Here is a 20,406-nt window from a genome sequence, read left to right on the forward strand (position 1 = left end):
CGTCTCCTGGTGACGAGACGGCCCCCCGCACCTCCCGCCGCCACCGGGGTGGCGGCGGGCTTACGGCCGAGTGGGAAGAGCCCGCAGGACTCCTCTTACTTGGTGGTGACGGCCCACACTTCGAGGTCACCGTGGAAGTCGACGTTGACGTTGTCGACGTTCTTACCGTGGCCGCCGTTGATGCGGTAGTACCAGAGCGGGATGGCCGGCATGTGCTCGACCAGCTTCTTCTCGACCTCCTGGAAGGCCTTCACCGACGCCTCGAGGGACTTGGCGTTGTCCGCCTTGTTCATCAGCGAGTCGATCTCCTTGTTGGAGAAGCGACCGTTGTTGGCCTCGGCGGTGGTGTGGTACAGCTCCTTCATGAAGTTGGCGTTGACCGGGTAGTCGGCGACCCAGCCACCGCGGTACATGCCCTTCACCTGGTCGTTGTCACGGGCCTCGAGGTCCGTGGCGAAGTCGGGCTTCGGGTCACCCGTGCAGTCGACACCGGTGGCCTTGCGGATGGACTCACAGACCGCGGTCACCCACTCCTTGTGCCCACCGTCGGTGTTGTACTGGATGGTGAACTTGTTGCCCGGGACGCCGCCACCCTCCTTGATGAGCTGCTTGGCCTTCGCCGGGTTGTACGTGAACACGTCCGTGTCCAGGTTCTGGTTGCCCTTGACGCCGGGCGGGGTGAAGCCCTTGGCCGGCGTGCGGGTGTTGTTCAGAACCGTCTTGGTGATCGTGTCGCGGTCGATCGCCATCGACAGACCCTGCAGGACCTTCGGGTCGATGTCCTTGAAGGTCTTGGAGTAGAACGCCGGGGTCAGCGTCTGGATGGCCGCGTACGGCTGCTCGATGGCGCCGTCGCCCAGGTCCTGCTTGTACTTCGGCAGGTCCGTCGGGCCGACCTGGCGGATCATGTCCAGGTTGCCGGAGACGACGTCCTTGTACGCGGCCTCGAGGGTCGTGTACGCCTTGAACTGGACGCCCTTGTTCTTGGCCTTGTTCGGGCCCTGGTAGTCGTCCCAGGCCTTGACCTGGATGAGCTTCTTGTGGTCCCACTTCTCGAACGTGTAGGGACCGTTGCCGACCGGCTTCTGGCCGAAGGCCTTCGGGTCGTCGTAGAAGACCTTGGGCAGCGGGGCCCAGGTGGTGTAGCCGAGCTTGTAGTTGAAGTACGGCATCGTGTACTTCAGCTCGATGGTGAAGGTGTGGTCGTCCACGGCCTTCAGACCGGACATGGTCTCGGCCTTCGGGTCACCCTTCTCCGGGTGGACATCGTCGTAGCCCTTGATGTCCTGGAACCAGAAGGAGTTCTGCTGGTTGTTCTTGATGTTGGCGTACCAGTTCCAAGCGTCGATGTACGACTTGGAGGTGACTTCTTCGCCGTTGTGGAACTTCCAGCCCTTCTTGAGCTTGACCGTCCACGTCTTCGAGTCGTCGGTGGTGACCGACTCGGCGTTCGTGTAGACGATGTCGCCCTTGGCGTCGAAGTCCAGCAGCTGGGTGAAGAGGGCCTGGATGACGTACGAGCCGTTGCTCTCGTTCGTGTCGGCCGGGATCAGCGGCTTCTGCGGCTCGCCGACGTCGACCGAGACATAACCGGCAGGTCCGGAACCCTTGCTCTTGCTCTCACCATCACCGTCGCCGCCGCAGGCGGTGGCGGCCAGGGCGACGACTATCGCCCCCGCGACCCACTTGGCGCTCCTGGCACCGCGCATGGGTTCCTCCTAAGAAGTCATTGGTTCACCGCGAAGGGAGCACACGACACATCACGGCCCCCGCCCGTCGCCGGTGCCGGAATTCGTCGAGTGCCCCCGCGCTCGTGAGTCGCGCCGCTGCCGGCTACTGACCCGTACATCCGAGCTCTACGCGCCTAACTATCTGCCAAACGCCTGGACCGAACCACACTCTCGAGGTCTCGGTTCGATCACAGCTCACACCTACATCTTCCAAAATCCGGACAAAGGGTTTGGTGAAAGATCCCTGCGAAACGGACTTGTTACACATCTATCGGTGGCGACCGTCCGCATTCCGGACGCGAGAGGGAGAAAAACCGCTTGCGGTCGTCGCGGACCCCGTGCAGGGTTCCAGCGGAGCCGGCCTCACGCTCAACGAGCGTGTGCGGCACGGGGGTTGTACGACGCCGGAATCGTCAGGCGCGCCACTTCCGCAGCAGGGTAGTGGCGGCGGGCCGCCCACGGCGGGCGTGGCGGCCAGGTCAAGGGTTTTCCCTACCCTTCTCCTCCACGTCGCTCCCCCTTCAACAGCACAGCACCGGGTGCCCCGCGGGGTGCGGGGTGCCCGGTGCTGTGCGCCGTGGAGAGGGTGTCAGCCGTGCTTGGCGCGGCTCGCGGCGCGGGCGCGCTCACGGGCGTCCAGGTTCACCTTGCGGATGCGCACGGCCTCCGGGGTGACCTCGACGCACTCGTCGTCCCGGCAGAACTCCAGGGACTGCTCCAGCGACAGCTTGCGGGGCGGGACGATCGACTCGGTCACGTCGGCGGTCGAGGACCGCATGTTCGTGAGCTTCTTCTCCTTGGTGATGTTGACGTCCATGTCGTCGGCGCGCGAGTTCTCGCCGACGATCATGCCCTCGTACACCTCGGTGCCGGGCTCGACGAACAGCACGCCGCGCTCCTGGAGGTTGGTCATCGCGAACGCGGTGACGGCGCCGGAGCGGTCGGCGACCAGGGAGCCGTTGTTGCGGGTCTGGAGCGTGCCGAACCAGGGCTCGAAGCCCTCGTGGATGGAGTGCCCGATGCCCGTGCCGCGGGTCTGGGTCAGGAACTCGGTACGGAAGCCGATGAGACCGCGGGAGGGCACCACGAACTCCATGCGGACCCAGCCGGAGCCGTGGTTGGACATGTTGTCCATGCGGCCCTTGCGGACGCCCATGAGCTGCGTGACCGCGCCCATGTGCTCCTCGGGCACGTCGATCGTCATGCGCTCGACCGGCTCGTACGTCTTGCCGTCGACCTCCTTGGTGACGACCTGCGGCTTGCCGATGGTCAGCTCGAAGCCTTCCCGGCGCATCGTCTCGACCAGGATGGCCAGCGCCAGCTCACCGCGGCCCTGCACCTCCCAGGCGTCCGGCCGCTCGGTGTCCAGCACCCGGAGGCTGACGTTACCGATCAGCTCGCGGTCGAGGCGGTCCTTGACCTGGCGGGCGGTGACCTTGCGGTCCTTGACGGCCGCCTTGTTGTCGGCGCCCTTGCCGGTGGCGCCGCGGCCGACCAGCGGAGAGGTGTTGGTGCCGATGACCATGGAGATCGCGGGCTCGTCGACCGTGATCAGCGGCAGCGCGACCGGGTTCTCCGGGTCGGCCAGGGTCTCGCCGATCATGATGTCCGGGATACCGGCGACGGCGCAGATGTCACCGGGGCCGGCCTTCTCGGCGGGCTTGCGGGTGAGCGCCTCGGTCATCATCAGCTCGGAGATGCGCACGTTGCTGACGGACCCGTCGCGCTTCATCCACGCGACCGTCTGGCCCTTGCGCAGCTCGCCCTGCTCGACGCGGAGCAGCGCGATACGGCCGAGGAAGTTGTCGGCGTCCAGGTTGGTGACGTGGGCCTGGAGCGGGGCGTCCTCGTCGTAGGTCGGGGCCGGGATGTGCTCCAGGATCGTGGAGAAGAACGGCTCCAGGCTGGTGGAGTCGGACGGGACCGTGCCGTTGTCCGGCTTGGTCAGCGAGGCGATGCCGTCGCGGCCGCAGGCGTAGACGATCGGGAACTCGATCTGCTCCTCGTCGGCGTCCAGGTCGAGGAAGAGGTCGTAGGTCTCGTTGACGACCTCGTCGATCCGGGAGTCCGGGCGGTCCGTCTTGTTGATGCACAGGATGACGGGCAGGCGCTGCTGGAGCGCCTTGCGCAGCACGAAGCGGGTCTGCGGGAGCGGCCCCTCGGAGGCGTCCACGAGCAGGACGACGCCGTCGACCATCGACAGACCGCGCTCGACCTCGCCACCGAAGTCGGCGTGGCCGGGGGTGTCGATGATGTTGATGGTGATGGGCTCCCCGCCGTCCTTGGGGTGATACTTCACCGCCGTGTTCTTGGCGAGGATCGTGATGCCCTTCTCACGCTCCAGGTCGTTCGAGTCCATCATGCGGTCGTCGACCGAGTCGAGCTGGTGGGCGGCGAAGGCACCGGCCTGCTTCAGCATGCCGTCGACGATGGTGGTCTTGCCGTGGTCGACGTGGGCGACGATGGCGACGTTGCGGATGTCGTGGCGCGTGGCCATAAAGCGGCGATCTCCCGGAGTGTGAGGAAGGGGCCGTCGCGTACGTCTGTGTTACGCGGACCCTGCCGGGCTCAACATGCCACGGCCTCACCCCATGGTACGGGTCCGCGCCCCCGGAGGTGACCCGGGCCGTGTCGACGCAGGTCAGGCACCCTCGGCGGCCTCGGATCCGGCGGGGCACCGGCGCTGGGCGGCGATCCGGCCCGCCGCTTCGTCCGGGGGCTCCGCGGAACAGGGCAGCAGGGCCGCGCCGGACCCTTCCCAGGTGCGCACGTGCCCCCGCGCCGGCTCGCCGTCCCCGCAGGTGCGGGTGAAGTCGGCGTCGACCAGGTCGAGCTGCGCCCAGGCGTAGTACGCGCCCCGGCCGAGGCCGTTCCGGTATTCGACGAAGTGGTCCTCCGCCGGCCGCTCGGTCCGCGACGGCCCGGCCAGGGGCCCCTCGGTCTTCAGGTGCCTGCCGAGCTCCTTGATCACCCCGGCCGCGTCCGTGCCCCGGGGCGTACCGGTCACCGACGGCCGGTACACCGTGTCTCCCACGGCTTCCAGGCGGAGGGAGTAGGTGTCGGGTTCCTCCGTGAACCTGATCGGGTCGGACAGCGCGGTCAGCCGCTGCTCCCTGCGGACACCCGACCAGGTGTAGGTGCCCTCTGCGCAGGTCCCGGCCCTGTCCTCACGGCCGCCACCCCCGTCCGGCGCGCATCCCGCGGTCCCCGTCGCCAGGAGCCCGGCGACCAGGGCCGCCAGGCAGGTGTGTCGTGCCGTTCCGCGCATGCACCGGCTCCGTCCCCCGTACGCGGACCCGCCCGGCGTCCGCACCATGATCACGTACGGACTCATGGTGGGGACGCCGGGCGGGCGGCGGCAAGCGGTTTGAGCGTTCTCGGAGCTACGGCGCCGTCGAGCCCTTCGCCGAGGCGCCCGAGGCCGGCTTCGCGCCCTTCTTCAGGAAGCCCATGTCCTCGTACACCGGTGTGCCGAGGCCGAAGGCGCCCGTGTTGACCAGGTTCTTGCGGGCCGCGACGAGCTGCGGGCGCTGGAAGAGGGGGAGGGAGCCGGCCGCCGCCCAGATGCGGGAGTCGGCCTTGCGGATCAGGGAGCGGGACTCGCCCTCGTCCAGGGTGGCGGCGGCCTGGTCGAAGAGCTGGTCGACCTGGTCGGTGCCGACCCGGGTGTAGTTCTGCTCGACGTTCAGCGAGCCGTCGGCGGCCGGCACGGGCTTGGCGTAGACGGGGCGGGCGTCGGTGGCCGGGTAGGCACTCGCGGGCCAGGACCACAGCGCGAGGTCGTACTGGCCGGAGGCGATGTGGTCCTTGAAGTAGGACTCGTCGGACACCTTGGAGATCTCCGTGCCGATGCCGACGCGCTCCAGCATGGCGGAGATGCGCTCGGCGACCGTGCGCAGCGTCTGGGAGCCGGGCCCGGAGGGGAGCACGAAGCGCAGGGTGAGCGCCTTGCCGTTCTTGGCGAGCCGGGCGGCCTCCTGGTTGGCCGGAGCCGCACTGCCCTTGGGGGCGTACGCGCCGGGCGCGCCGCCCTGGTGGGCCTGCTGGTGGCCGGCGGGGTCGAGCCCGCGCGGGGCCTTGTCGTCCTGCCCGACGATGTAGGTGCCGTCGTCGGACGTGTCCTTGGAGTCGGACTTCTCGCCCTCGGCGCCTGCCGCCTTCTCCTTCTCCTTGTCCTTCTTCTTCTCCTGCTCGACCGGGCCGCCGCGCACCCATCCGGCGTCGGCGAGCAGGGCCTGCGCCTCCTTGGTGTCCTGGCCGCCGAGGGCGCCGCTGCCGTCCGCGTAGGCGGCCTGCCCGGACAGGGCCAGGTGGCTGCCGACCGGGACGGCGGGCAGGCCGAGCGGCTTGAGGACGGCCTCGGCGAGTTCCTTGCGGTCCAGCGCGCGGGCGACGGCCCGGCGGACGCGCTCGTCGGCGAGCGGTCCCTCGGCGCCGTTGAGGGCGAGCTGGGTGAAGGCCGGTTCCAGGGACTTGCGCACCTCGAAGCCGCTCAGGGCCTGCTGCTGCCGGGCGTACTTGGCGGCGGCCTTGCGCAGCTTCCTTCGGGCGACGGTCTCCTCGTCGGCGGCGTCCTCGTCGGAGCCGTTGGCGACGGCCCAGGACTTCAGGGAGTCCGCGGCGGAGCGGTCGGCGCCCGGGCCCATCATCGGGCTGCTGGAGCTGTGCGGGCGGGCGGCGACGGTGATGCGGCGGGCCGCGGTGGGGTCGATCTCGGCCAGGTCGAGGTCTCCGGCGGCCAGCTCGGCGGCCCGCTTGTCGCGCGGGACGGAGCGCAGCACGATCCCGGACAGCTTGGCGGGCTCGCCCCACCAGCGCGGGTTGCGGGCGAGGGTGATCTCGTCGTCCTCGCGGTCGACCTTCTTCACGGTGAAGGGGCCCGCGCTGACCTTGAGTTTCTTGCGGGCGCCGTCGTTGAAGGAGTCGGGGGTGCCCATGACGTCCTTCGGGTACAGGGGGGAGAACAGCGAGCGCCAGTCGGCGTAGGGGCGGCTGAAGGTGACCCGGACCTCCAGGGCGCTGTCGCCGCGCTCGACCTTCTGGATGCGGTCGTACCCGGCGTTGCGGGCGGTCCAGTACGCCGTGTCCTTGCCGGACAGGGCGCGCCACTGGGCGGCGAAGTCGGCGGCGCCGATCTCCCGGCCGTCGCTCCAGACGGCCTGCTGGTTGAGCTTGTACAGCACCACCTGCTTGGGCTCGGTGTCGACGACCTCGGCGGACTCCAGGTAGTCCGCGTTGCGCTCGGGGCGGCCGGAGGCGTTCATGCGGAACATCGACGGCAGGACGGCCTGGGCGACCCGGCCGGTGGTGGCGTCGGCGTCGGACTGGAAGGTGTTCAGGGTGTCGGGCACCGAGTCCACGGCCCAGCGCAGGGTGCCGCCGTCGGCGATCCGGTCGCGGGCGGCGGGCCGGACGTCCTGGCCCGCGAGCGGCTTGCCGGAGGGGTCGTCGGAACCGCATCCGGCGAGCGCGGGCACGGCGAGGACGCCCGCGGTCAGGAAGGCGGCCGAGCGCGCGAGGGCGCGTGGGCCGACGCCGTGCTGGGACATCTGTGCTACCTCCGGGGAGCCGCGGGCGTTACGATCACATTTGGCGGTATTTGGAGCTTGTCTGATGTATGCCGCCACTGAAGAGGAAAGGGTTCGGCAACACAGGGCGACACGGCGGTCACGGGCGGCACATCACCCGTCCGGCGCAACACCCCCGCCGACTGCACCCGCACGCCCCGGCCAATCGATGCACATCCCTTCACAGCGCAAGGTGTGACGCGCAACACTCGCAGGCGCATGAACGTTGCCGCCTTGGGCCGCGAAGGACCCGTGGAAGTGAGGGCAAGTCATGTCCGTTCACGACGAACTGACGTCAGTCCAGCGCAGTCTCGACGAACTGTCCCGCTCGCTGGGACGCCTGGAGAAGCAGCTCGGCACCGGCAGCCTGGAGATGCGCCGCGTCCGCGCCGACGCGGGCCACCTGCGCGAGAGCGTCGCCCTGCTGCGTGAGGTCGCCGCCTCACCGGCCGCGCCCGTCCGCCCGGAGCTGGTCACCATCTCGGACGCCCCCTACGACCCCTCCCTGTGGATCGACTCGGACGACGAGGGGCTCGGCGCCCGGGACCGGCGCGCCCCCTGACCGGGAGGGCGTCGAGCGACCGGCACCTCCCCCGACACCCGACCGGAGTCGTCACGTGGCCACTGGTACGGAACCTCCCGCCACCGATCCCCGTCCGAGAAGCGGCGGCGTGCGGACGGGTACGCGCGCCGCGATCGCCGCCCCGCACCTGCGCACCGACCGCTGGTGGCTGGCCCCGGCCGGCACGGTCGCCGGGCTGCTCGCCTTCATCATGTACTCGACGTGGCGGGCGTTCGCCGACGCCGACTACTACGCGGCGCCCTACGTCTCGCCCTTCTACTCCCCCTGCCTGGCCGAGCGGTGCGAGCCGATGCGGTCCGGCCCCAACTGGGAGATCTTCGGGAGCTGGTGGGGGATCTCCCCCGCCATCATCATCCTGATCTTCCCGCTCGGCTTCCGGCTGACCTGCTACTACTACCGCAAGGCCTACTACCGGGGCTTCTGGGCCTCCCCGCCGGCCTGCGCGGTGGCCGAGCCGCACAGGAAGTACACCGGTGAGACCCGCTTCCCGCTGATCCTCCAGAACGTCCACCGCTACTTCTTCTACGCCGCGCTCCTGGTCGCCGGCATCCTCACCTACGACACCGTGCTCGCCTTCCGCGACGAGACCTACGCCTGGGGCCACATGGGCCTGGGCACGCTGGTGTTCCTCGTCAACATCGTGCTGATCTGGGCGTACACGATCTCCTGCCACTCCTGCCGGCACATCGTCGGCGGCAAGCTGAAGCACTTCTCCCGGCATCCCGTGCGCTACCGGATGTGGCAGTGGGCCGGGAAGCTCAACGCCCGGCACATGCAGCTCGCCTGGGCGTCGCTGGTGAGCGTGGCGCTCGCCGATCTCTACGTCTACCTGGTCGCGTCCGGCGTCTTCGACGATCCGCGCTTCTTCTAGAGGGATGGGGACCGACTGATGTCCGTGGTCGACCGGCAGGAATGGGACGTCGTCGTGGTGGGCGCCGGCGGTGCCGGGCTGCGCGCCGCGATCGAGGCCCGCGAGCGGGGCGCCCGTACGGCCGTGATCTGCAAGTCGCTGTTCGGCAAGGCGCACACGGTGATGGCCGAGGGCGGCATCGCCGCGGCGATGGGCAACGTCAACAGCGGCGACAACTGGCAGGTCCACTTCCGCGACACCCTGCGCGGCGGGAAGTTCCTCAACCAGTGGCGCATGGCCGAACTGCACGCGCAGGAGGCGCCGCAGCGGGTCTGGGAGCTGGAGACCTGGGGCGCGCTGTTCGACCGTACGAAGGACGGGCGGATCTCCCAGCGCAACTTCGGCGGGCACGAGTACCCGCGCCTCGCGCACGTCGGCGACCGCACCGGCCTGGAGCTGATCCGCACCCTCCAGCAGAAGATCGTCGCCCTCCAGCAGGAGGACTTCGAGGCCACCGGTGACTACGAGTCCCGGCTGAAGGTCTTCCAGGAGTGCACGGTCACGCGCGTGCTGAAGGAAGGGGACCGGGTCTCCGGCGTCTTCGGCTACGCGCGCGAGTCGGGGCGCTTCTTCGTGCTGGAGGCGCCCGCCGTGGTGATCGCCACCGGCGGCATCGGCAAGTCCTTCAAGGTGACGTCGAACTCGTGGGAGTACACCGGCGACGGGCACGCCCTGGCGCTCCTCGCGGGTGCTCCGCTGCTCAACATGGAGTTCGTGCAGTTCCACCCGACGGGCATGGTCTGGCCGCCGTCGGTGAAGGGCATCCTCGTCACCGAGTCGGTGCGGGGTGACGGCGGTGTGCTGCGCAACTCCGACGGCAAGCGGTTCATGTTCGACTACGTCCCCGACGTCTTCAAGGACAAGTACGCCGAGACCGAGGAGGAGGCCGACCGCTGGTACGACGACCCGGACCACAACCGGCGTCCGCCCGAGCTGCTCCCCCGTGACGAGGTCGCCCGGGCGATCAACTCCGAGGTGAAGGAGGGCCGCGGTTGACCGCACGGGGGCGTGTTCCTCGACGTGTCGACGCGGATGCCGGCCGAGGTCGTCAAGCGGCGGCTGCCGTCGATGTACCACCAGTTCAAGGAGCTGGCGGACGTCGACATCACGGCGGAGGCGATGGAGGTCGGCCCCACCTGCCACTACGTGATGGGCGGGGTCGCGGTCGAGTCCGACACGGCCGCGGCGCGCGGCGTGCCGGGCCTGTTCGCGGCCGGCGAGGTGGCCGGCGGCATGCACGGCTCCAACCGGCTCGGCGGGAACTCCCTGTCCGACCTGCTGGTGTTCGGCCGCCGGGCCGGCTGGCACGCGGCCGCGTACACGGCGGGGCTCACGGGGGCGCGGCCGGTGGTGGACGACTCCCTGGTCGAGGCCGCCGCGGCCGAGGCCCTGCGGCCCTTCTCCGCCGAAGCGGAGACCGAGGAACCGTCGGGCGGCCCGCCGGAGAACCCCTACACCCTGCACCAGGAACTGCAGCAGACCATGAACGACCTGGTCGGCATCATCCGCCGTGAGCCGGAGATGAAGCAGGCCCTGGAGAAGCTCGCGGAGCTGCGGGTGCGGGCCCGCCGGGCCGGGGTCGAGGGGCACCGGCAGTTCAACCCGGGCTGGCACCTCGCCCTCGACCTCAGGAACATGCTGCTGGTCAGCGAGTGCGTGGCGCGGGCAGCGCTGGAGCGCACCGAGTCGCGCGGCGGCCACACCCGTGAGGACCACCCGGGCATGGACCGCAAGTGGCGGCGGATCAACCTGCTGTGCGCGCTCACCGACCCGACGGGCGGACTGGCGGCGACGGACCCGGTCCGGGGCCAGATCACCCTCGCCCGGGAGACCACCGAACCCGTCCGTGCCGATCTGCTCGCCCTGTTCGACAAGGAGGAGCTCGTCAAGTACCTCGCCGAAGAGGAGCTGTACGAATGAGCGGCTACACGGCCCACTTCAAGGTGTGGCGCGGCGACACGGCAGGCGGCGGCCTGGAGGACTTCGAGGTCGAGGTCAACGACGGTGAGGTGGTGCTGGACATCGTCCACCGCCTCCAGGCCACCCAGGCGCCCGATCTCGCGGTGCGCTGGAACTGCAAGGCGGGCAAGTGCGGTTCGTGCTCGGCGGAGATCAACGGCCGTCCGCGGCTGATGTGCATGACGCGCATGTCGGTCTTCGACCGGGCGGAGACGATCACGGTCACACCGCTGCGGGCCTTCCCGGTGATCCGCGACCTCGTCACGGACGTCGGCTTCAACTACGACAAGGCCAGACAGGTCCCGGCCTTCGTGCCGCCGGCCGGGGTCGCCCCCGGCGAGTACCGCATGATGCAGGAGGACGTGGACCGGCCGCAGGAGTTCCGCAAGTGCATCGAGTGCTTCCTGTGCCAGGACACCTGCCATGTCGTCCGTGACCACGAGGAGAACAAGCAGGCCTTCGCCGGGCCCCGCTTCCTGATGCGGGTCGCGGAGCTGGACATGCACCCGCTGGACGCGGCGGCGGAGACGGGCCTGGACCGCAAGGCCACCGCCCAGGACGAACACGGCCTGGGCTACTGCAACATCACCAAGTGCTGCACGGAGGTCTGCCCCGAGGGCATCAAGATCACGGACAACGCCCTGATCCCCCTGAAGGAACGCGCGATCGACCGCAAGTACGACCCGCTGGTCTGGCTGGGCTCGAAGATCAGACGCCGCTCCTCGGCGGGCTGAGCACCCGGCGGCCGTGCGCGCCGCCGGGCCCGTGCCCCGGGCCGCTCACCCGAGCCACCCCTTCTCGTAGGCACGCCAGTCCGCCTCGGTCGCGGCGAAGTCGATGTACAGGGCGACGCCGAAGCGGGCACGGTCCGCGTCCGTGCGCGACAGGCCGAGGCGGACGCCGCGTACGGCGGCGGGGACGGTCTCGGCGTGATTCCAGTGGCCGAAGCGGTTCTCGTGGAAGAACGGCAGGCCCATCAGCAGGTCGGTGGAGGACGGCGTCACCTCCAGCGCGAGGGACGTCTGCTGGGCGACGTAGCCGCTGTAGGTGCTCTCCAGCGGCTGCATCGTGTCGTACGACATCATGGCGATCTGGTCGACGCGTCGGGCGACCTGGCCGAAGAACTGCTGCGACCACCACTTGGGGTGGCCGGTGACGCCGCCCCACAGGGTGTGGAAGCCGGGCAGCGGATCGATCTGGTGTGCGGCGACGGAGAGCCGGGCGTCGCGCGCACGGGTCTCGCTGCGCAGGGCGTCGAGCAGGGCGAGGTAGTCGCGGTCGCCGGAGTGCAGCGGTTCGAGGTCGAGGTGGACGCCCTCGTAGCCGGCGTCCAGGACCTGCCGGGCGGACGCGACGACCGCCGCCCGGGTCCGGGGCTCCGCCAGCCGCATGCCCTCCGGGCCCTCCGTCGCGAGGACGTCGCCCAGGAACGCCTGGACCCGCACGCCGGGCATCTCCCGGTGCACCGCGTCGATGAACCAACGTGCCTTCGGATACACGGACTTCGGCAGCGTGCCGTCATGCTCCAGCGGTCCGGTGTGCACGTACAGGTCCCGGACGCCGGTGTCGTGGAGGCGGTCGGCCAGGGCCCGGACGTCGGCGTCCTTCCTGCGCCCGTCGACCCAGGCGTGGCCGAGCCAGAGGGCGTCGCGGTCGCGGGTGCGGGTGCCCGGCGCGAGGTCGCCGGTGTGGTGGACGTAGAGGGCCGTCTCGGCGGCGAGCACGGGGAGGAGCAGGGCGAGCACGAGCGCGAGGGCGATGCGCCGCGCCCGGCGGACCAGGCGGGTGCGGCGGGAGCGCGCAGCCGCCTGCGGACCGGGCGGCGCGCCCTGCGGGCCGGGTCGCGCGCCTTGTGCGCCCCCGGGTGTGACGCTCGCACTCCCCTCTGTCACCTCGCTGCCGGACACCGGCTCGGTACGCCCCGTCGTCTCCATCCCCATCCCACTCCCCCTCGCTGACGGGTGTTGCGTGGGAGGACGACGAAGGTCGGCGCCCCGGTTGCGGCCGGCCGCGGCGTGACGCCTCCTCACCGGAGTGCTCCGCCTGTGTAGGGGTTCCGTAACGAGCCCTGAAACAGCCGCATTCCCCTTTGTAAGATGATCCAACTTGCCAGAGCCTGGGATGACTTGCCGAGCCGATGGTGACGGACACACGGGGGTGGGGAAGCAGTGATCCAGCCGGAGAAGATCCCGCAGTTCACGGGTGATCTGGAGCAGCTGGAGTCGGACCATGCGGCCCTGAAGAAGGACGCGGGTGCGGTCCGGGGTGCCGGTGGGGACATTCATTCCCGGTTCCAGGGCTTGTCGGCGTATTACTCGGCTCCGGAGGCGGAGCAGTTGTTCGCCACGACCAAGCCGGTGAAGGACCGGGCGGATGCGTTCGCGGACGATCTGGAGACGGTGTCGGGGGCGTTGTCGTCGTATGCCACCGAGGTGCGTCCGCTGGTGGCGAAGCTGAAGCAGTTGAAGGCGGACGCGGCGGCGTTCGTGTCGTCGGTGAAGGACGACGACGAGTGGGAGTACGACGAGGACAAGGTCGGGGAGCACAACAAGCTGCGGGACGACATCACCGCGACGGTGGCTGCGTTCTGGGCGGCGGAGCGCACCTGCCACAACAAGATCACCGCGCTGTGGCCCGGCGGCGCGCAGATGGTGGCCGGAGATGGCTCCGAGAAGGAGAACCAGTACGGGTTCAACGCGGAGGACCTGAAGAACGCGAAGCTTCCCTGGGGTGACCCGGTGGAGGAGAAGCACCACTGGTACGAGGTCGGCCACTGGGTGAAGTCCTTTGTGTGGGACGGGCTGATCGTGGACGGCATCTGGGGCACGATCAAGGGCCTGGGCACGCTGGTCGGTTTCGGTGGCTGGGAGGCGATGGGCCAGGCCTGGAAGGGTCTGGCGCAGCTGGCGACGGGGCTTGCCCTGTCGGCGATCCCGGGTGTGGCGACGGCGTTCTGGGCGCTGCCGGACGACAAACTTCCCTCCTGGATCCGTGATTCGCGCACGGCGATGAAGGAGACGGGCAAGGCGCTGGTGGCGTGGGACGAGTGGGGCAAGAACCCTGCGCGTGCTGCGGGTGCGGTGACGTTCAACGTGGTCACGACGGTGTTCACGGGTGGTGCGGGGGCTGCGGCGTCGGGTGCGGGCAAGGCCGGTGCGGTGGCGAAGGCGTTGTCGGTGGCGGGCAAGGCGGGCCGGGTGATCGACCCGATGACCTACATCGCCAAGGGCGCCGGCGCGGGCCTGTCGAAGATCGGCGACATCACCAAGGGCCTGCGCGGGGTCGGCAACATCGACATCCCCACACTCCCGGAGAACGCGCTGACGCTGCCGAAGGGTTCGACGGTGCTGCCGGACGGGACGGTGCACCTGCCGGAGGGTGCGGCGGTCCCGGCTGGGCTGCACGAGCTGCCGGGCGGCGGGTTCAAGGTGCCCGACGACGTGCCGGTGGTGCACGAGGACGCGTTGCCGGTGAAGGCCGAGGGTGGCGATCCGGTCCTGTACGCCGACGGCAACGGCAACATCGTGGACGGACAGGGCAAGGTCCTGCTGGACGTCGAGAAGCCCGGCACGCAGGACGTCGTGGACCGCCCCGCGGGCCCGGAGAGCACGGGTCCGGCGGGCGCGGACGTGCCCAGGGTGGACTCCCCGGCGAAGGTCCCGGCGATGGCGGGCGCGGCCCCCCACACGGTGGACGCGGGCACCCACCTGAACCTGGGCAACAGCCTCGACACCGACCTGGGCGACGTCGGCCGGGCCACGGACAACCCGGCCACCACCCCGGCCGTCCACGCCGGAGGGGACCTCCCCGGGGGCTCGGTGGGCGACCACCTTCCGGGCGGCACGGCGGGCCACACGCCAGGCGGCCGGGTGGGCGACCACCTGCCCACGAACGAGCTGGACAACGGGCGCCACGGCGGCCCCGACGGCACCCCGGGGACGGGTGCGGGCCGCCCGGAGACGCCGTCCACCGCCGGCCACACGGACGGCCCGGGCACGAGCGGCACACACGGCGACGGCCCCGCACCGGGCGCCGGCGGCCACCACGAGCCGCCGGCACCGGGCAGCGGCGGCCTGCCCGGCGGAGCGGACGACCTGGGCCGGGGCGCGGACGACCTGGGCGCGGGTGCGGACGACGCGGCACGGGGCGCGGACGACGTCGCGGGCGGGGCGGACGATGCCACCGGCGGGCCGGCTCAGCACGCGGACGACGCTGCTCGGCACCGCGCGGAGTACGAGGCGGCGCGCGAGAAGCCCGCCGACGATCGCACTCCCGACGAGCGGGCCGCGATCACCCGCGAGCACGTCCGGCTGGCCAACGAGGACCCGGTCTGGCGCGCGGAGCACTATGACAAGTGGGGTCCGGGCAAGCGCAACAACGCCGAGGAGATGGTCGACGGCCAGCTGCTGCCCAAGCTGGTCGAGAAGCCGGGGGGCGGCTGGATGGCCGCCGACGCGATGCCGTACGCGAACCCGGAGCGGTTCCACCTGACCCCACTGGAAAGGGGTCGGGACACGGTGCCACCCGAGAACCTGAATCATCTCGACGACGTCTCGGCCCGGCGCATAGCGGGTACGGACCTCACAAATGCCGAAAGAGCGTACAAGACCGACCCCTCCGACGAGACGGCGAAGGCACTTCTCGACGCACAGGAGCGTTTCAACACCGTTGTCGGAGACGGCGTTTCCAACAACAGCAAGCTCGGTGAAGCACTGGGCGAGGAAGCGGCCCGTCGGCACATGCTGGCCCAGAAGGAGTTCGAGGGAGCACGGGAGGTCACCGATCTCCCCGATACCCCCAACGGCTCCAAGAGGTTCGACCAGTTGTGGCGTGACAAGGACGGCAATCTCATCATCGTGGAGGCGAAGGCCCCCAATGCGAGGTTGGACTGGCGTCAGGGCAACGGCCTGCAGGACAGCGGCACGATGGTGAAACAAGGAACCATCGAGTACGTCCGCACCATTTTGGCCGATATGGAAGAGCGTGCGATCTTCTCGCCGAACGACGCGAAGTACGCCGCGGAGATTCGGACGGCGATCGAGAACAAGTCCTTGCGCTATGTCCTCGTCCAGGCCACTGAGAACACCGGTAAGTATGCTGGAGCCGAGCTCAAGCACTTCAAGATCTTCTAAGGAGAGACGCGTTGGTCTCGATCATTTCCCGCCCCCCGTTGCCCACGGGGAACGCGGAAGAGGGTCTCGCTGTGCTCCAGGAGAACGTGCGGCAGCTGATCGACGGGCTGGAGGAAAGCTCCACGAGGCTGGGCGACGCCCAGCGCGTCACGCTCACGCTGGCCCAGTCGCGCTGCCTGGTCGATCCTCGGGCGGCGGAGTTCCCGACGTGGGACGCCTGGGTCACGGCGATGCAGGTCGGCTCAGCCGTCTTCGCCGCGGCGACCGCGACGGACGACCAGGTGCAGTGCCGCATCGCGCACAAGGACCGCACTCTGCGGGCCACCGGTCCGCAGTGGTACGTGAATCCCGGTAGTTGGCTCTCCGCCTTCTACCTGGCCGTGATCTGCCGGGAAAGGGACCGGATCACCGCTCTGTGCCAGGTCCCGTTGTCCCTTCTGCGGGAGAACGGCGGACAGTTCGAGGAGTACCACTACCTCTGGATCGACACCCTCCAGACCTACTGGCTCGGCGGCCCGGACCTGGGCCCGAAGCTGGTCGCCGCGGTCGACGGCACCGAACCGGAAGCCGTCGCGGACCCCGAGACGGTGAGCAAGCTGCTGTATCCGCCGATGGAGGTCTTCCACCGCTTCATCCGGAAGGACCCGGAAACCTTCAACCAGGCACTGGCCCGGGCGCTGGAACTGCACAAGCAGTACTGGAGCGAGGAGGACCGCACCTTCCAGGCCTCGGGTCTCGTCGCCCTCGCGCCACTCGCCATCGCCTGCTTCGCCCACGACGCGGGCCTGCCCGTCGAGGTCGAGTCCGAGTACCTCCCGGCCGTCCTGATCAAGCGCAACTGGTGCGGTGAGTTCCCCACGTGACGTACTCCGGGCGGCGTCGTCTCGATGTGACCGACAAGCACACGGATGCGGCGCCGTGACCACCACCGTCGCCCGGCACTGGGAACCGAAACCTCAGTCCGCGAGCTGGGCCGAGTCTCTCGGGGAGGATGTCGCGGCGGACGCGGAGAAGGTCGAGCAGCGGCCCGGCAGGCTCGACTTCATGTTCGACACCGCCCTGCTGCACCTGCAGGCCCGGTGCACGGTGGATCCCCGCGCAGCACAGCTCGAGACGTGGGAGGCGACTGTCTCCGCCCTGCAGATCGGGTCGGCACTGTTCGCCGCCACTGGGCAGGCGGACGGTGTCGTCGAGTGCCGCATCAACCACCAGGTCCGGCGGATCCCGGCCATCGGCCCCCGCCCTTACGCCGACGCCGGAAACTGGCTGACCACCTTCTGGCTCGCCGTCATCTGCCGGGACCGGCAGCGCCTCACCCAGCTGTGCGAGATCCCGGTCGAGCGCCTGCGATCGCCCGAAGGGCAGTTCGATGAGTACATCTACCACTGGGTCGCGGCGCTCCAGGCCTACTGGCTGCAGACGCCCGGCCTGGTGGACGAGCTGACGGCCGCGTTCCAGCAGTCGCATCCCGATGCAGCAAGGTTCGTCCCTCGCGATCTGCTGCAGCATGTGCTGTATCCGCCGATCAACCTGTTCCACCGCTTCCTGCGCCAGGACGACGACGGCTTCAACCAGGCACTTGTGGAGGCTCTCGAGCTGCACAAGGCCTACTGGACCGCCGACGAGGACCGAGCCAAGGATCCTGAGGGCCGGATCGCTGTCGGGGTGCTCGCCGTCGCCTGTCTCGCCTTCGACGGGGGAATCCCGATCTGGGTGGAGTCCGACTACCTGCCCAAGCATCTGCTCGAGCGGGGGTGGCTGGGCGAGTTCCCGACCCAGTAGCCAAGGGCGGAGCCCTTGCGCACCACGCCAGTGAACCGGTGACGCCCTGCAGGCTGCGCTCACTTGACATCGGCTGACGGGAGAACACTGTGACGACACGGGTGGCGCGGCACGGCGGCCCGGGGCCCGATGACGAGGGGTACGCGCAGGACCTGGGCGAGGGGCTCGCTGAGACGATCGCGCTTCTCGAGCAGTCGCCACGCATGCTCGACAGCGCGCTGAGCGAAGCCATGACCTACCTGAACGCATGCCTCGCGGTCGATCCGGACGCCGCGACTCTGCGCACCTGGGAAGCCACGGTGACAACCATGCACGTGACGTGCGCGGCCTTCGCCACGGCCGGCCGAACCGAGGGAAGCGTCGAGGTCCGGTTCCCGCACCGGACGCTGACCATTCCGGCGACGGGTCCGCAGTACTACGCCGACGCGGGAAACTGGCTCTCCGCATTCTGGCTGGCAGTCGTCTGCCGCGAACAGTCGCAGATGACGAAGCTCTGCGAAGTCCCGGTGGATCTCCTGCGTGCGTCAGGCGGCGAATACGACGAGTTCGTCTTTCGCTGGATCGACGCCTTGCAGACCTACTGGCTGGAGCGTCCAGGTCTGGGTGAGAAGCTCGAATCGGCTGTCGAGGGTTCCTCACCGGAGGTCGCACGTATCGCCGACCGGGAGGTACTGGACAAAATCCTCTACCAGCCGATCGGCCTCTTCCACCAATTCCTGCGCAAGGACCACCAAGGCTTCAATCGGGCTCTGCATGAAGCCCTGGTGCTCCACAGGGAGTTCTGGACCGCTGACGAGGACCGGGAACGCTCCGTCGACGGCTACCTCGCACTCGGCCTCCTGGCCATCACCTGTCTCGCCCATGACGCCGGCTTCCCTATCGACGTGGAATCCCCCTACATGCCTGGCCAGTTGCTCGACCGCGCGTGGCTCGGCGAGTTTCCGACGTCGTAGCAGTCGGTGCGTCGCACCCACACTTCACAAGGAGAATCTGCTGACTGCTGTCATCTCCCGCCCTCCGTTGCCCATGGGGAACGCGGAAGAGGGTCTCGCCGTCCTTCGGGAGAACGCCAAGGAACTGCTCGAGGGACTGGAAGAGGATGCGACTGGGCTCGGCGATGCCCTGAGTACGATTGTCACCCTGGCCCAAGCGCACTGCCTCATGGATCCGCGGGCGGCGATCTTTCCGACGTGGGACGCCTGGGTGACCGCGATGCAGGTGGGTTCCGCCGTCTTCGCCACCGCGACGGCGACCGAGGGGAATGTGCAGTGCCGCATCGCGCACAAGGACCGCACGCTGCAGGCGACGGGCCCGCAGTGGTACGTGCACCCCGGAGCATGGCTCACGGCCTTCTACCTGGCGGTGGCGTGCCGGGAGAGGGACAGGATCACGGCGCTGTGCCGCGTTCCGTTGTCCTTGCTGCGTGAGAACGGCGAGCAGTTCGAGGAGCACGACTACGCCTGGATCGACACACTCCAGACCTACTGGCTCGGCGGCCAGGATTTCGTCGCCAAGCTGGTCTCGGCCGTTGACGGCACCGACCCCGAGACCGTCTTCGACCGGGAAGCGGTGAACACACTCGTCTATCCGCCCATGGAGATGTTCCACCGCTTCATCCGCAAGGACCACGAGGGCTTCAACCGCGCGTTGGCTCAGGCACTCGAACTGCACAAGCAGTACTGGAGCGAGGAGGACCGTGCCGTCAGCGTCGCGGGACTCGTCGCCCTCGCGCCACTCGCCATCACCTGCTTCGCACACGACGCGGGCATCCCGATCGAGGTCGAGTCCGAGTACCTCCCGGCCGTGCTGATCAAGCGCAACTGGTGCGGTGAGTTCCCCACATGACGCACGTTGGGCGGTGTCATCACATGGTCACCCGCATCCCCCGCCATGCCTTCCGCACGGACGACGCGGGTGAGCTCATCGCCCCTGTCGTCAGGGGCACCAAGGACGTGCTCGACCACATCGAGACGTCGGAGGACGACCGATACGACGCCCTGGACACAGCGCTCACGCTGGCGAAGTGGCGCTGTCTGACGGACCCGACAGCGGGTGGGTTCCCGGCCTGGGAGGCGTGGGTCACCGCCATGCAGGTCGGTTGCGGGCTTTTTGCAGCCGGCATGGCCACCGAGGGCACCGTGTCGTGCCGCGTGGGCAGCAACGGCGAGGTGAAGCAGCTGCCCGCCACCGGTCCGCAGGACTATCTGCACGCGGGCAACTGGCTGACCTCGTTCTACCTGGCGGTGATCTGCCGCGACAACGACCGGGTCGACCAGCTGGCACACGTGCCCGTCTCCTTCCTGCGGGAGTCCGGCGCGGAGTTCGACGAGTACGTCTACGCCTGGGTGGAAACCCTCCAGCACTTCTGGTTCGGTCGCCAGGAGACCTGGGACACGCTCGTCACCGCCGTCGACGGCACGACGCCCGAGGCGGCCAGGATCGCCGGCCCGGAACTCATGCTGAAGATCCTCCACCCGCCGCTGGAACTGTTCCAGCGCTGTCTGCGCCGCGAGGCCGAGCAGTTCAACGCCGCACTCGTCGACGCCCTCACCTGGCACAAGGAATTCTGGACCGCCAACGAGGCACGGTCGCTCAGCGGCGAGGGGCTGGTCGCTCTCGCCCCGCTCGCCCTCGCCTGCATGGCCTACGACGCCGGCCTGCCCGTAGAGGTGGAGTCCGAGTACATCCCTCGGGCCCTCCTGACGCGGGCCTGGGTGGGTGAGTTCCCCACCTGACGTCCGGC

Annotated in this window: 14 protein-coding genes and 1 pseudogene; 10 read left to right on the forward strand and 5 right to left on the reverse strand. The window is 69.3% G+C overall.

Features of this window, described 5'->3' with window-relative positions:
• Positions 1 to 95 precede the first annotated feature (95 nt).
• The 4 genes from ACH4C6_RS02790 to ACH4C6_RS02805 all read right to left on the reverse strand — a co-directional run bounded on the left by ACH4C6_RS02790 (position 96) and on the right by ACH4C6_RS02805 (position 7,279).
• Positions 96 to 1,709, reverse strand: a complete 1,614-nt coding sequence (locus ACH4C6_RS02790) for an ABC transporter substrate-binding protein (protein WP_398106714.1) — start codon at positions 1,707 to 1,709, stop codon at positions 96 to 98.
• A 610-nt stretch (positions 1,710 to 2,319) separates the two neighbouring features.
• Positions 2,320 to 4,227, reverse strand: coding sequence for a translational GTPase TypA (gene typA / locus ACH4C6_RS02795; protein WP_376334675.1), 1,908 nt, complete (start codon positions 4,225 to 4,227; stop codon positions 2,320 to 2,322).
• A 144-nt stretch (positions 4,228 to 4,371) separates the two neighbouring features.
• Positions 4,372 to 4,998: a hypothetical protein gene (locus ACH4C6_RS02800; RefSeq protein WP_398106715.1), complete on the reverse strand. Its 627-nt coding sequence runs from the start codon at positions 4,996 to 4,998 to the stop codon at positions 4,372 to 4,374.
• Positions 4,999 to 5,113: 115 nt separating this feature from the next.
• Positions 5,114 to 7,279, reverse strand: coding sequence for an ABC transporter family substrate-binding protein (locus ACH4C6_RS02805; protein WP_398106716.1), 2,166 nt, complete (start codon positions 7,277 to 7,279; stop codon positions 5,114 to 5,116).
• A 289-nt stretch (positions 7,280 to 7,568) separates the two neighbouring features.
• On the opposite strand from ACH4C6_RS02805, the gene ACH4C6_RS02810 reads away from it, so the two are divergent.
• The 4 genes and pseudogenes from ACH4C6_RS02810 to ACH4C6_RS02825 all read left to right on the forward strand — a co-directional run bounded on the left by ACH4C6_RS02810 (position 7,569) and on the right by ACH4C6_RS02825 (position 11,483).
• Positions 7,569 to 7,859, forward strand: a complete 291-nt coding sequence (locus tag ACH4C6_RS02810; RefSeq protein WP_398106717.1) for a hypothetical protein — start codon at positions 7,569 to 7,571, stop codon at positions 7,857 to 7,859.
• 55 nt (positions 7,860 to 7,914) lie between these two features.
• On the forward strand, positions 7,915 to 8,751 hold the full coding sequence (locus tag ACH4C6_RS02815) for a hypothetical protein (protein WP_398106718.1): 837 nt from the start codon (positions 7,915 to 7,917) through the stop codon (positions 8,749 to 8,751).
• Between the two features lie 18 nt (positions 8,752 to 8,769).
• Positions 8,770 to 10,710, forward strand: a pseudogene (locus tag ACH4C6_RS02820) (fumarate reductase/succinate dehydrogenase flavoprotein subunit).
• Entirely contained in the window at positions 10,707 to 11,483 is a 777-nt protein-coding gene (locus ACH4C6_RS02825; RefSeq protein WP_398106719.1) for a succinate dehydrogenase/fumarate reductase iron-sulfur subunit, read from the forward strand. Before ACH4C6_RS02820 ends, ACH4C6_RS02825 begins: the two are co-directional and overlap by 4 nt.
• 45 nt (positions 11,484 to 11,528) lie before the next feature.
• On the opposite strand, the gene ACH4C6_RS02830 is transcribed toward ACH4C6_RS02825, so the two are convergent.
• Positions 11,529 to 12,689 (reverse strand): hypothetical protein, encoded by a 1,161-nt coding sequence (locus ACH4C6_RS02830; protein WP_398106720.1) that lies wholly within the window; start codon positions 12,687 to 12,689, stop codon positions 11,529 to 11,531.
• A gap of 228 nt (positions 12,690 to 12,917) precedes the next feature.
• Here ACH4C6_RS02830 and ACH4C6_RS02835 point away from each other — a divergent pair, with 228 nt between their 5' ends.
• The 6 genes from ACH4C6_RS02835 to ACH4C6_RS02860 all read left to right on the forward strand — a co-directional run bounded on the left by ACH4C6_RS02835 (position 12,918) and on the right by ACH4C6_RS02860 (position 20,398).
• Entirely contained in the window at positions 12,918 to 15,881 is a 2,964-nt protein-coding gene (locus ACH4C6_RS02835) for a hypothetical protein (RefSeq protein ID WP_398106721.1), read from the forward strand.
• Positions 15,882 to 15,952: 71 nt separating this feature from the next.
• Positions 15,953 to 16,744 carry an immunity 49 family protein gene (locus tag ACH4C6_RS02840; protein ID WP_398106722.1) on the forward strand — a complete coding sequence of 264 codons (792 nt, stop codon included), beginning with the start codon at positions 15,953 to 15,955 and terminating at the stop codon, positions 16,742 to 16,744.
• Between the two features lie 55 nt (positions 16,745 to 16,799).
• Positions 16,800 to 17,663, forward strand: a complete 864-nt coding sequence (locus ACH4C6_RS02845) for an immunity 49 family protein (RefSeq protein ID WP_398106723.1) — start codon at positions 16,800 to 16,802, stop codon at positions 17,661 to 17,663.
• Between the two features lie 89 nt (positions 17,664 to 17,752).
• A complete protein-coding gene (locus tag ACH4C6_RS02850; RefSeq protein WP_398106724.1) occupies positions 17,753 to 18,616 on the forward strand; it encodes an immunity 49 family protein in 864 nt (287 codons plus the stop codon).
• 73 nt (positions 18,617 to 18,689) lie between these two features.
• On the forward strand, positions 18,690 to 19,508 hold the full coding sequence (locus ACH4C6_RS02855) for an immunity 49 family protein (RefSeq protein WP_398106725.1): 819 nt from the start codon (positions 18,690 to 18,692) through the stop codon (positions 19,506 to 19,508).
• A gap of 23 nt (positions 19,509 to 19,531) precedes the next feature.
• Entirely contained in the window at positions 19,532 to 20,398 is an 867-nt protein-coding gene (locus tag ACH4C6_RS02860) for an immunity 49 family protein (RefSeq protein WP_398106726.1), read from the forward strand.
• Positions 20,399 to 20,406: the final 8 nt, after the last annotated feature.

The sequence above is a fragment of the Streptomyces sp. NPDC017943 genome, from assembly GCF_044328425.1.
In the GTDB taxonomy this organism is placed as follows: domain Bacteria; phylum Actinomycetota; class Actinomycetes; order Streptomycetales; family Streptomycetaceae; genus Streptomyces; species Streptomyces djakartensis_A.